The following is a 12283-nucleotide window of genomic DNA, read 5'->3' as shown; positions in this document are numbered from 1 at the left end:
CGGGCACAATGGGGGAGTGACCAAGCCCTTCACGCTCGTCCAGCTCCGCTACTTCGCCGCCGTCGCCGAGACGCAGAACATGACCGAGGCGGCCGTGCGCCTAAACGTCACCCAGTCCACGCTGTCCTCCGCGATTGCGCAGCTCGAGGGCGAGGTCGGCGCGTCCCTGTTCGTGAGGGTGCCGCGGCGCGGACTGCGCCTTACCGACGCCGGCCGGCGGCTGGCCCGCGAGCTCGGTCCTTTCCTCGAAGAGGCCGACCGGATCAACGCGCTGGTCGCGGGGGAGGCGGACGCGCTCGAGGGCGAGCTTCGCGTGGGCCTGTTCGCCCCGCTGGCGCCGTTCCGGGCCCCGGTGATCCTCTCCGCGTTCGAGCGCCGCCACCCCCGCGTCCACGTCTCCTTCCTCGAGGGCGACCAGGAGTTCGTCCAGCGGGCCCTCGCCGAGGGGCGTTGCGACGTGGCGATGATGTACGACATTGGACTGGAGACGGGGTTCACCACGCACGTCGTCGAGCGCGTCCCGCCGCACGTGATCGTCCATGCGGGGCATCCGCTGGCTGCCGCCGCGGACCGCTTGGTGTGGCTCTCCGAGCTGGCCGCCGAGCCGCTGATCCTGCTGGACCTGCCGCACACCCGCGAGTACTTCCTGCACCTCTTCCGTCTGGCCGGGGTCGAGCCGCTGATCCGCCACCGGGCCACGGGGTACGAGACGGTGCGGGCGTTCGTCGGGAAGGGGCACGGCTACTCCGTGCTCAACCAGCGCATCCACCACCAGCTGACCTACGTCGGTGACCGGATCGTCCCGCTCACGCTCGCCGACGACCTGCCGTCGATCGCCGTGGTGCTGGTCCGGCCCGAAGGCGTCCGTCCCACCCGCCGCGCACTCGCCTTCGAGGAGGTATGCCTTCGGCTCTACGGGGCCACCCGCGGTTGACCTGGAGCCCGCTCAATCATCGATTTCCTCGATGCGAAACAGCTAGAGAATCAATTAGACACCTGTGACCGGGGTCACGCAGACTGGCCTGACCGACGACTCCCCTTCCCGGACCCGGCACAGCCGGACACCGCGCGGACGCCGCAACGGCGCGGATCCCGCACCGGGAAGGGCCACCACCCCACCAGGAGACCACGATGCCCGAGCAGGACCACCGTTTCCACGATGTTTCGCGAACCCCCCGGCACGGTGCCGGCACGCGAAACAACAACGCACCGACGAATTCACCGTCCCGAAACACGGTGGGCGCCCCCGGTAACCGCGCCTCCGTACGGTTGATGCCATGACAACCACACAGCAGCCAGCCCCCGGCTCCGGCTCAGGCTCCGCGCCCACCGTCGAGTTCAACACCGGACGGAAGTCCACCGGTCTGCAGAAGCGCGTCCTCGCCGGAGGCAGCGTCGGGCAGTTCATCGAGTTCTACGACTTCTCGCTCTACGGACTCTCCGCCGTGGTGCTTTCCCAGCTATTCTTCCCCAGCCAGAGCCCCGTCGTCGCCCTACTCTCCGTCTTCGCGACGTTCGGCGTCGCGTTCTTCATCCGCCCGCTCGGCGGTCTGTTCTTCGGCGCCCTCGGCGACAAGATCGGGCGACGCAAGGTCCTGTACATCACGCTGCTGACGATCGGCGTCGCCACCGCGAGCATTGGCCTGCTCCCGACGTTCGACCAGGTCGGCGCGCTCGCCCCTATCCTGCTGGTCCTCTGCCGCCTGTTGCAGGGATTCTCCGCCGGCGGCGAGTCCGTCGGCGCCCCGGCGTTCGTGTTCGAGCACGCACCCGTCGACCGCCGCGGCTTCTGGCTGAACATCACGCTCGCGGCCACCGCGCTGCCGTCTGTGTTCGCCGGCATACTGATCCTGATGCTCAGCCAGTCGATGAGCGCCGACGCCTTCATGAGCTGGGGATGGCGCTTACCGTTCCTGCTGGCCCTGCCACTGGCAGTGTTCGGCCTCTGGATCCGCTCCCGCACCGAGGAGTCACAGGCGTTCAAGCAGGTCGCCGCAGCAGAGCAGGCCAAGGAGTACAGCCCGGTCCGCGAGGCCTTCCGCGAGAACCGCCTGCGCATGGTGCAGGTCGTGTTCGTCATGGGCCTGACCGCCATGGGCTTCTACTTCCTGGTGGGCTACTTCGTCCCGTTCGTGCAGACCAGCGGCAACCTCACTCGCGAGCAGTCGCTCATGGCCAACGCCGCGGCGCTGCTCTTCTACGCGATCCTGCTGCCGATCTGCGGCAGGATCGGCGACAAGGTGGGCCGCAAGCCAATGCTGATCGCCGGCGCCGCGGCCATCGCCGTCTTCGCGGTCCCGTGCTTCATGCTCGTTACCAGCGGCTCGCTGACGCTGGCGATCCTGGGCCAGCTGCTGTTCGTCGTCCCGCTCTGCATCTACGGCGGCGGCTGCTACACCTTCTTCGTCGAGATCTTCACGACCCGCACCCGCTTCACCTCCGCGGCCGTGAGCTACAACCTGGCCTATGCCCTGTTCGGCGGCACCGCGCCGTTCATCGGCACCGCGCTGATCGGCGCCACCGGCAACAACCTCGCCCCCGGCATCTACCTGGCCGTGGCCGCCGTGATCGTCCTGCTGCTGCTGACGCTGACCAAGGTCCCCGAGACGCGCGGCAACCTGCACTAGCGGCGGCAAGCCTGAACCCTTCCGAACGCACCCTCACGCACAAGGAGCACCACCGTGAACGCCCAAGCATTCCTGACCGACTTCCACCACGTGGCCACTTTCGGAGCTACCGAGAACCACGGCGTCGACCGCCAGGCGGCCACCGCCGAGGACAAGATCAGCCGCGACTGGTTCGTCGCCTTCGCCGGGCAGCGCGGCTGGGAGACCCGGGTGGACGGGATCGGCAACATGTTCGCCCTCATCGAATTCCATCCGGGAGCCCCGTACATCCTCATCGGCTCGCACCTGGACTCCCAGCCCCTCGGCGGCCGGTTCGACGGCGCGTACGGCGTGATCGCCGGGCTGCACGCCGCGGAGCGTGTGGCGGAGCGCGTGCGGACGGAGGGCGCCCGCCCGCCGTTCAACCTCGCCGTCGTCAACTGGTTCAACGAGGAGGGCGGCCGCTTCGCCCCCTCGATCATGGGCAGCTCGGTCTTCGCCGGGCTGATGGACCAGGAGCGCATGCTCGCGGTCCAGGACCTCAAGGGCACCAGCGTTCGCGAGGCGCTGGAGGCTATCGGCTACCTCGGCGCGGACGAGCGCCCCGACGTCGCCGGCTACGCAGAGATCCACATCGAACAGGGCCGGATCCTGGAGCGCGAAGGCTACGCGATCGGCGCCGTCGATTACTCCTGGCACACGCAGAAGCTGGACATCGAGGTGCTCGGCGAGCAGTCGCACACCGGCGCCACCGCCATGGCGGACCGGCACGACGCGCTGGTCGCCGCGTCGAAGATCGTTCTCATGGTCCACGACGTCACGAGGGACTTCGAGGAGGAGGCCCTGGTCTCGTCCGTGGGCCAGCTGACCCTGGAGCCTAACTCCCCGATCGTGGTCCCGCGCCGCGTGCACCTCGTCGCGGACCTGCGCTCGGCCAGCCCGGAGACCGTCGGGGCGGCCCGTGCGACGCTGATGGAGCAGATCGCGGCGCTCGCGGCGGAGCACGAGATCCGCATCAACGTCAAGGACTTCGATGTCCGCGGCATCCAGCGCTACCCGGAGGAGGGCATCGAGCTTGCGGAGAAGGTTGCCGCGGACCTGGGCCTGCGCGCGCGCCGCATCCGCACCATGGCCGGCCACGATTCGGTGGCCCTGAACCGGATCGTGCCCACCGTCATGTTGTTCTGTCCGTCCGTGGACGGCGTCTCACACTGCGAGCGGGAATTCACCACCGACGCGGACATGGTCGCCGGCGTCGACGCGCTGACCGGCGTCGTCTGGGAAATGGTCCTCGGCGCGCTCGCGGGCGACCGCGAGCCTGTCGAGGCCGCGGGCGGGGCCGGCGCGTAATGGAGGAGCTCCACTACCTCGACGCCGCAACCGCGCTGCGCCTCTTCCGGGCCCGCGAGCTCTCGCCCGTGGAGCTCATGAACGCGGTCATCGCCCGGACCGAGGAGGTCAACGGCGAGGTCAATGCGCTCACCGAGACACTCTTCGACGACGCGCTCACCGCCGCGCGGCTGGCCGAGGCGCGCTACGCGCGGTCAGCGGACGACGCCGGCGCCCCGCCTGCGCTGCTGGGCCTGCCGGTGGCGACGAAGGAGAAGCACTCGCTCGCCGGTCGGACGATCGAGCAGGGCCTGGGCTCCCACCGCGGCCGGATCGCCGCCGCGGACCACCCGGTGGTCGCGCGGATCCGGGCCGCGGGCGGGATCGTGCACGCGCGCACCGCGTCCCCCGAGTTCAGCTGCGCCACCGTCACGCACAGCCCGCTGTGGGGCGTGACCCGCAACCCGTGGAACCTGGACCGCTCGCCCGGCGGCTCCTCCGGCGGTGCCGGCGCGGCGCTGGCTGCGGGGTTCGCGTCGCTGGCCACCGCCAGCGACATCGCTGGCTCCACACGTATCCCCGCTGGCTTCACCGGCACGGTCGGGTACAAGGCGCCCTACGGCCGCGTGCCCGGCGCGCCGCCGCTGTCCGCGGACTGGTACCGCGGGGACGGGCCGATGGCGCGCACCGTCGCCGACGCCGCGTTGCTGGCCAACGTCATGTCCGGGCCCGACGCCGGGGACCACTCCACGGTCCCGGCGGGGGAGCCGATCCCGTCAGCCCACGCGCCCGTCGCAGGGATGCGGATCGCGCTGAGTGTGACCCTCGGCAACTTCCTGATCGACCCTGCCGTGGAGGCCAACACCCGCGCCGTGGCCGCCGCCCTGCGCGACGCCGGCGCCGACGTCGTCGAGGTCGCGCTGCCGTGGACCACGGACCAGGTCCGGGAGACCATCTTCACGCACTTCGGCCACATCCTGGGACCGGCCATGGCCGCGGAGATCGCCGGCGGGGACGCCCCGGTGGCGGCCTACACCACCCGGTTCATCGCCGACGCAGCGGCCGCCGCGGCGCGGAACACGCTGGCGGAGGGCCTGGCGATGGACGCACGGATCCAAGCAGAGCTCGCCGCGGCGATGTCCGGGTTCGACGCGCTGTTGTGCCCGACATCCGGCGTCGCGTCGCTGGACGCCGCGGGGGACTATCTCACCGGGATCGACGCTGGCGGGCGGCACTTGGAGCACTACTGGGAGGCGCACCTGACCAGCCCGTTCAACGTGGCCAACCGGTGCCCGGTGCTTGCTGTGCCCAGCGGCTTCGCGTCCGACGGCGTGCCCACAAGCGTGCAGGTGGTCGGGCACTCGTTCGCCGAGGGCAGCGTGTTCCGGGTCGGCGCGGCCATCGAGGCCCTGATGCCGTGGGCCCATCACCGCCCGTCCTTCAGAGGATCGCGCTTGCCGACGCCTTGAGCAAACGATTTTGGGGTCCAGCGGCTTGGTGCCATCGTGTTCAAGTATTCCGTTGAGCACGTTGCGTTCCATGAACGCCGACGCGAGCGAGGAGGCGCCGCCGCCTTCCGGCTGGATGGCGATCCGGACCAGGTCGACCGCCGACGCGGTGTCATCCTTGTCGAGCACCAGCGATCGCGGGCAGTCCGCCAGCTGGCAATCACGGGGCAGTTGGCGGCCCAACGAGAAGAGTTTCTAAACTGCAGAGCGAAGCGGCGTAGTTTTTTCGACTTCGGCATTCGAATGCGCGCTAGGCAAAGTAGAAGGGCCGTCCACGTTACGTGGACGGCCCTTCTTGCGTGTCCGGAGTCCTAGCCCTTCAGCACCCACGCCGCGTTGTTCTGCTGCAGCCAGCCCTCCTCCGCGAGCGGCGCCGCGCTGAGCAGAACGGTCCCCGCCGGCAGCCGCACCGGCTCGGTCCCCATCGCGACGGCGACGAAGAAGTGTTCGCTGCGTTCGCAGACCAGCAGGTTCCCCGGCTCCACCCGCCAGGTGCCGCCGTCGTCCGGCCCGAAGACCTCGTTCTTCCACAGCAGCCGGCGCAGTGCCAGCGCCTTCCTGGCCAATGTCAGCGACGACTCCGGATCTTGTTCCTGGCGCTCGACGGCGTGCGCGCCCCAGCCGGTGGGTAGCGGCAGCCACGGCTCGGCGATAGTTTCGCCAATCGAGAACCCGTGGCTCAGCGCAGCATCCGCTGTCCACGGCAGCGGCACGCGGGCGCCGTCGCGGCAGACGCCGCCGCGGGCCCACATCGGATCCACCCGGAATTCGAGCGGGACATCGACCTCAGGCAGTCCGAGCTCCTGGCCCTGGTACAGATACGCCGGGCCGGGCAGACCCAGCAACGCCACCAGCGCGGCCCGGGCACGCAGGGCGCCGACCTCGCCGCCGCCGAAGCGGGTGACGGACCGGACGATGTCGTGGTTTTCCAGGGCCCACGTGGGGGTGGCGCCGTGGAGCAGCCGGGCGGTTTCGAGTTCGTTGCCGGCAGCTGCCCAGGCCTCGGGGTCCCAGCCGAGCTTTACGAACGCGAAGGCAAAGGCCTGCTGCATCTCGTCGGCGCGGGTGTACCGGGCGGCGCGGGCCGGTTCCAAGTTGACCTCGCCCACCAGCAGGCGGTGCGGCTCGTACTTCTCGGCCAGAGTGCGCCAGCGGCGGTAGACCTCGTGGACTTCCTCCTGGTCCGAGACCTGCGGGTTGGACCGCAGCCCGTCCACCACTCCGCCCTCTGAGGGGGAGTCCGGCAGGCCGTCGGCCTTGAACAGCGCATGCGCGACGTCGATCCGGAGCCCGTCCACGCCCTTGTCGAACCAGAAGCGCAGCACATCGTAGAAGTAGTCGCCGACGGCAGGGTTGCGCCAGTTCCAGTCCGGCTGTTCCGGCGAGAAGAGGTGCAGGTACCAGTCGGGGTCGGTATCAGAACCGGGGGTGGCGCGGCTCCACGCGCGGCCGCCGAAAACGCTCTGCCAGTTGTTCGGCGGCACGTCATAGGCGGTGTCGGCCCCAGCAGCGAGTCCGCCGTCGACAAAGTGGAACATGTCCCGTCCCGGTGAGCCCGGGCCGGCCGCGAGGGCCGCCTGGAACAGCGGGTGCTCCGAGGAGCAGTGGTTGGGTACGACGTCGAGCAGGATCTTGAGGCCCAGCGTGTGGGCCTGCTCCAACAGGGCATCGAACTGTTCCATGGTGCCGAACAGCGGGTCCACGCCGCAGTAATCGGTGACGTCATAGCCCTGGTCCACCTGCGGGGAGGGCTGGAACGGGGTCATCCAGATGCCGTCGATGCCAAGCGATGCGATGTACGGCAGCCGCGCGGTGAGGCCCGCGAGGTCGCCCACGCCGTCGCCGTCGCCGTCGGCAAAGGAGCGCGGATAGATTTCGTAGATGACGGCGGACTGCCACCACGGCACGTCGGGCGTGAGGGAAGTTTCCTCGACCAACGCCACTGGAGCGCTCATTTGCTGGCGCCCGCGGTGAGGCCTTCGACGATGCGCCGCTGGAAGATCAGCACCATAATGACCAACGGTACGGTGACGATCACGCCGGCGGCCATCTGCTCGCCGAAGGGTGCCTGGAATTCGGTGGCGCCGGTGAACTTGGAGATGGCCACCGTGGCGGTCTGGATCTTGGGGTCGTTGATCATGGACAAGGCGATGATGAACTCGTTCCAGCTGTGGATGAACGTCAGGATCGCGGTGGTGAAGACGCCCGGCGCGGCGAGCGGCAGCAGGACCCGGCGGAACGCCTGCCACTTGGTGCAGCCGTCGATCATGGCGGCTTCCTCGAGGTCGAACGGCAGGGCCTTCATAAAGGTGGTGAGGTTCCAGACCGCCAGCGGGATCGCGAAGGACAGGTTGGGCACGATCATCGCCTGGTAGGTGTTGATCCAGCCGATGTCCGTGAAGAGCCGCAGCAGCGGCACCACCACGGAGATGCCGGGGAACATCGAGGTGGCAATGATGATGCCGAGGATCACGGACTTGAAGCGGAAGTTTAGCCGGGAGATCGCATAGGCGGCGAAGATGCCCAGGACCAGCGCGAACGCCGTCGTGGTGCCGGCGACGATCAGGGAGTTGACCAGAGCCTGGCCGAACATGGTGGAGCCGTCGAAGACCTTGGTGTAGTTCTCCAGCGAAAACGGCGCCGGCAGCAGGGTGTTGTCGAAGATGTCCGCGGTGCGGCGGAGGCTGGAGACCAGCATCCAGTAGAACGGCGCCAGGCAGTAGGCGAAGATCAAGGCCAGTCCGGCGTAGACGCTGTAGGAACGCCAGGTGCGCTTGGCTTTGGGTTTGCCGGGTACGACGGCGGCGGTGCTCGCCGTGGGCGCGCCGGAGTCGGCGGCGGCGTTGCGGAGGTCGGAGATGGTCATCGGGTGGCCTCGGCCTTCTTCTGTTCGGAGTTGGCCAGGGAGCGGGACTTCTTCGCGCTTTTCTTGGTGAGCAGCTTCAGTTCCTTGGCGCCGGTGACGTCGGCGCCGAGCACCTTCACGAACACGATCGCGACGACGGCGACGTACAGGAAGAGCATGACGGCGAACGCGGACGCGGAGCCGTAGCGGAGCTGGTTGGATTCGTCCCAGGCCAGCATGGAGAGGGTTTCCACGGATTCCTTGCCGGGGCCGATGAGGACGAAGGGCAGGTCGAACATCCGCAGCGCGTCGAGCATGCGGAACAGCACGGCCACCAGCAGGGTGGGCTTGACCAGCGGGAGGGTGATGGAGCCGAGCTGGCGCCACCAGCCGGCACCGTCGATCCGGGCCGCCTCGTACACTTCGCCGGGAATGACCTGCATGCCGGCAAGGACCAGCAGGCCGATGAACGGGGCGGTTTTCCAGACTTCGGCGATGATGACGGCGACCTTGGAGGCGTTGCCTTCGGCGGTCCAGAGGATCTCGCTGCCGAGCATGGTGTTGGCGATGCCGTCGGACTGGAAGATCCAGCGCCACAGCAGGCCGGAGACGGCGGTGGGAACGGCCCACGGCACCAGGATGCTGGCGCGCAGAAAGGACCGGCCACGGAAAGCGCGGTTCATGGCCAGGGCCAGGCAGAGGCCCAGGACGGTTTCGAGGAACACCGTGGTGACGGTGAAGAAGGTGGTGTTGGCGAAGGCGTTCAGGAAACGCCGGCCGGATTCACCGACGAAGAGGTCCTCGTAGTTGGCCAGGCCCACGAAGGAGTCCACGTCGGAGACGAAGCCGTCCGCGTCCAGGCCTGACTCGGCCCGGTAGAGGGACTGGTGCACCGCTGAGAGCAGCGGGTACGCGATCACCAGGGCCAGCACCAGGAGAGTGGGGGAGAGCAGCATCGCGGCCATGCGGCCTTCACCGGGGGAACGGTTGCCGCGTTTGCGCGGGCTGCCTGGTTGGGGCGTGCCGGGCTGCGCGCCGGCGGGCGGGGCGGTCGTCGTCGTCATGCGGGGATACCTCACTGGGGTTGCAGCGTGCCTGGCCGGCCGGGGTGAACCGGCCGGCCAGGCGTGGGGTCTGAACTGCGGGGATACTGCCGGACTGCTTGGACAGCTCGGTGAGCTTGGCCTGCATGTCGTTCAGGGCCGTGTCCGTGTCCTTGGCGCCGGTGATGGCTGCGTAGGCCTCTTCCTGGATGGCCTTGGTGGTGGCGCTGTACTGGACCACCTTGGGCCGCGGCTGGGCGTTGTTCAGCGAGGTCAGCAGGGTGGGGAAGAACGGGCGCTTGGCGACGACGGCGGGATCCGCGAACAGGGTCGCGTAGACCGGGGCGCGGGAGGACAGGGCGAGGCGCTTCTGGGCCTGCTCCTCGCTGGTGAAGAACTTGACGAACTCCAGCGCGGTGGCCTTGTTCGGGGTGAACGGGGAGATGGCCAGGCTGCGCCCGCCCAGGGTGGAGACGCCGGGGCCGTCGGTGCCGGGGATGGAGGTGATGTCGAACTTGCCGGCCACCTTGCTGGAGCCGTCCGTGGCGCTCAGGGAGGCGTGGAGGAAGGGCCAGTTGCGCATGAAGACCAGCTTGCCGTCCTGGAACGCGCGGCGGCCCTGCTCTTCGAGGTAGGTGATGGCGTCGGACGGGAAGAGCCCGTCCTTGAAGCCGTCCACCAACAGGTTCAGGCCTTCCTTGGCTTCGGGGGTGTTGACGGTGGGCTTACCGTCGGCGTCGACGATCGAGCCGCCGGCGGAGGCCACGGCCTCGGAAAAGTTGACCGTGAGGGCCTCGTTCTTGTCGAACTGACCGGTGTAGCAGGACATGCCCGCCGCTTCCGGGAGCGCCAGGATGGACTTGCAGGCGGTCTTCATCTCATCCCAGGTCTTGGGCGGCGCGGCGATGCCGGCGGCCTTGAGCAGGTCCGAGCGGAAGTAGAACAGGGCGCCGTCGGTGTAGTACGGGGCGCCGACCAGGGAGTCCCGGTACGTCGCGGCGTTCACCGTGGCGGGGATCATCTTGTCGGTGGGGACGGCGTCCGCGGGCAGCGGCAGGATCCACTTGTTGGCGGCGAACTCGGAGGTCCAGACGACGTCCAGGTTCAGCACGCTGAAGGTGTCCGACTTGATCTGCGCGTTCTGGATGAGCTGCTGGCGCTGCTGGTCCGCGGAGTCGGGCAGTTCGATGAACGTGACCTTCTCCTCCGGGTGGGCGGCGTTCCATTCCTCGATGCTCTTGTTCGCGGCACCGGAGGCGTCACGGTTGGAGACGTAGTTGATGGGGCCCTTGCCCTCGAAGGACGCGGCGGCGGCCTTCGGGGTGCTCTTCGCTTCCGTGGCGGTCCCGCCGCAGCCGGTGAGGGCGACGGCGGTGACGGTCAGGGTTGCGGTGGTGGCGAGAAGAGTCTGCCAGGTGCGGCGGCGCTGCCTCATGTGTTGCTCCTTGTTATCTGATTTGTGCGAGTGATTTGGTGCATGCGGAACTGCGGCGGCTGGCTGGTTTGTGGCACAGGGGAGTGCCGGCTGCCGCCTGTGATGGGTGGTTTCGGTGGGTTAGCTGACTAGGACTTGGGTGCCGGGCGGGACCGGGTTCGTCGGTGTCGAAGTGGGCGGCCCGGTGGAGCCGCGCTCCACCAGCCGGTGCGGCATGATCTTCGGCCCCAGGTCGCGGGAGCGGAGCAGCTTTTTGACCGCCATCCGTCCCATCTCCTCGAACGGCTGCGCCATGGTGCTCAGCGGCGGGTTCACGTGCCGGGAGGTGGAGGTGTTGTCGAAGCCCAGGACGGAGACGTCCTCCGGCACCCGGAGCCCGCGGCGCTGCAGTTCATTGACGACGGCGGCACCCATCTCGTCACTGACGGCGAAGATGGCGGTGAGCCCGGGGTCCTGCTGGAGCAGTTCGTCGACGCCGGGGGCGCCGCTTTCGTAGAAGAAGGTGCCGGTGGCGGTGACGGGGGTGCATTTGGCCTCGGCCATGGCGCGGAGGTAGCCGCGCTTCCGGGGCTGGGCCACGAAGACCGACGCCGGGTCCCCGGTGAGGAGGCCGATGCGGCGGTGGCCGAGCTTCAGCAGGTGACGGGTCGCGTCGTAGGCTGCCTGCTCGTCGTCGATGGCCACGCTGGGGGAGCCGGACTTGTCGCTGATGGCGACGGAGATGATGGGCACGTTGGGCCCCAGCAGCTGCCGGGTCTCCGGGGTGATCACCGCGGAGATGAGGATGACGCCGGCGTCCCGGTAGGTGCGCAGCGTGCGGAGGTAGCCGGCGATGTAGGCGGACTTGGCGCCGGTGCGGCCCAGCATCACGGCGTAGCTGCGCTCCTGGGCCTCTTCCTCGACGCCCTGCATCACCTGGGAGGCGAGGGCGTCTGAGACCATGGGAGCGAGCAGCCCGATCACGGAGGTCTGCCGGGTCTTCAGGCCGCGGGCGAGGTAGTCCGTTTCGTAGGAAAGGCTCTTGACCGCGGTCTCGACCCGTTCCCGGGAGAGACCGCTGTCACGGATCTCAACACCGCAGGACGCTCGCTCATGGTCTGCCAGAATCGGATATGCCGTGGCGGCCCCGGTTACCCTCAGCCCTATGACTGGGCGCGCCAGTCTGAACTGGCGCGGTGCAAAGGACGTCGTAGTCGACGCACGCTTGGAGCGCACGAACTTGCCGTTGCACTCAATCTTCGACGACAGGTCTCCAAGTAAATGCTTCTACGCGGATAGCGGCTAGAGACTTCCGGGACGAGCTACGTCAGAAGAACTGAGGTGATTGATGTAGCTCGTAGGACCTCAGACGTTTACGTCCTCTTGTGTTCGGGCATTCAGTCAGCGGACCGCTGATGTGGAAGTCGGGCTGGGCGCGAGCGTCGAGAGGGCGTGGAGCCTGATTCATCTGGGTCGGTCCACGGCCTACGTTTCATACGGATCGGTTTCACTGCCAACCCTGACTTACCGCAGTTCTG

Annotated in this window: 9 protein-coding genes; 4 read left to right on the top strand and 5 right to left on the bottom strand. The window is 68.5% G+C overall.

Annotation, left to right across the window (positions count from 1 at the left end; genetic code table 11):
* The first annotated feature begins 16 nt into the window (after window positions 1–16).
* The 4 genes from RCH15_RS10050 to RCH15_RS10035 all read left to right on the top strand — a co-directional run bounded on the left by RCH15_RS10050 (window position 17) and on the right by RCH15_RS10035 (window position 5404).
* A complete protein-coding gene (locus RCH15_RS10050) occupies window positions 17–934 on the top strand; it encodes a LysR family transcriptional regulator (protein WP_326960483.1) in 918 nt (305 codons plus the stop codon).
* Window positions 935–1277: 343 nt separating this feature from the next.
* Complete coding sequence (locus RCH15_RS10045) at window positions 1278–2627, top strand: MFS transporter (protein WP_326960482.1); 1350 nt, start codon at window positions 1278–1280, stop codon at window positions 2625–2627.
* A 54-nt stretch (window positions 2628–2681) separates the two neighbouring features.
* On the top strand, window positions 2682–3956 hold the full coding sequence (locus RCH15_RS10040) for a M20 family metallo-hydrolase (RefSeq protein ID WP_326960481.1): 1275 nt from the start codon (window positions 2682–2684) through the stop codon (window positions 3954–3956).
* A complete protein-coding gene (locus tag RCH15_RS10035) occupies window positions 3956–5404 on the top strand; it encodes an amidase (protein WP_326960480.1) in 1449 nt (482 codons plus the stop codon). Before RCH15_RS10040 ends, RCH15_RS10035 begins: the two co-directional genes overlap by 1 nt.
* Before the next feature lie 350 nt (window positions 5405–5754).
* Here RCH15_RS10035 and RCH15_RS10030 read toward each other — a convergent pair whose 3' ends face one another.
* The 5 genes from RCH15_RS10030 to RCH15_RS10010 form a co-directional block, all read right to left on the bottom strand.
* The gene (locus RCH15_RS10030; protein WP_326960479.1) at window positions 5755–7398 is read right to left on the bottom strand and encodes an alpha-amylase family glycosyl hydrolase; all 1644 of its coding nucleotides are present in this window, start codon (window positions 7396–7398) and stop codon (window positions 5755–5757) included.
* On the bottom strand, window positions 7395–8309 hold the full coding sequence (locus RCH15_RS10025; RefSeq protein WP_326960478.1) for a carbohydrate ABC transporter permease: 915 nt from the start codon (window positions 8307–8309) through the stop codon (window positions 7395–7397). The genes RCH15_RS10030 and RCH15_RS10025 overlap by 4 nt, the downstream gene beginning before the upstream one ends.
* Window positions 8306–9352: a carbohydrate ABC transporter permease gene (locus RCH15_RS10020; RefSeq protein WP_326960477.1), complete on the bottom strand. Its 1047-nt coding sequence runs from the start codon at window positions 9350–9352 to the stop codon at window positions 8306–8308. Before RCH15_RS10020 ends, RCH15_RS10025 begins: the two co-directional genes overlap by 4 nt.
* Window positions 9261–10766 carry an ABC transporter substrate-binding protein gene (locus tag RCH15_RS10015; RefSeq protein ID WP_326960476.1) on the bottom strand — a complete coding sequence of 502 codons (1506 nt, stop codon included), beginning with the start codon at window positions 10764–10766 and terminating at the stop codon, window positions 9261–9263. The genes RCH15_RS10020 and RCH15_RS10015 overlap by 92 nt, the downstream gene beginning before the upstream one ends.
* Window positions 10767–10886: 120 nt before the next feature.
* Window positions 10887–11981, bottom strand: coding sequence for a substrate-binding domain-containing protein (locus tag RCH15_RS10010; protein ID WP_326960475.1), 1095 nt, complete (start codon window positions 11979–11981; stop codon window positions 10887–10889).
* Window positions 11982–12283 lie beyond the last annotated feature (302 nt).

It is taken from the genome of Arthrobacter sp. MP_M4, assembly GCF_035984855.1.
Lineage (GTDB): Bacteria > Actinomycetota > Actinomycetes > Actinomycetales > Micrococcaceae > Arthrobacter.
The sequence above is the reverse complement of the archived record's forward strand: the minus strand, read 5'-3'. Positions and strand labels throughout refer to the sequence as shown.

What these genes read in the sequence shown, in the direction of transcription:
- RCH15_RS10045 (WP_326960482.1), top strand. Translation starts at nt 1,278, where the DNA reads ATGACAACCACACAGCAGCCAGCCCCCGGCTCCGGCTCAGGCTCCGCG.
- RCH15_RS10035 (WP_326960480.1), top strand. Translation starts at nt 3,956, where the DNA reads ATGGAGGAGCTCCACTACCTCGACGCCGCAACCGCGCTGCGCCTCTTC.
- RCH15_RS10030 (WP_326960479.1), bottom strand. Translation starts at nt 7,398, where the DNA reads ATGAGCGCTCCAGTGGCGTTGGTCGAGGAAACTTCCCTCACGCCCGAC.
- RCH15_RS10025 (WP_326960478.1), bottom strand. Translation starts at nt 8,309, where the DNA reads ATGACCATCTCCGACCTCCGCAACGCCGCCGCCGACTCCGGCGCGCCC.
- RCH15_RS10020 (WP_326960477.1), bottom strand. Translation starts at nt 9,352, where the DNA reads ATGACGACGACGACCGCCCCGCCCGCCGGCGCGCAGCCCGGCACGCCC.
- RCH15_RS10015 (WP_326960476.1), bottom strand. Translation starts at nt 10,766, where the DNA reads ATGAGGCAGCGCCGCCGCACCTGGCAGACTCTTCTCGCCACCACCGCA.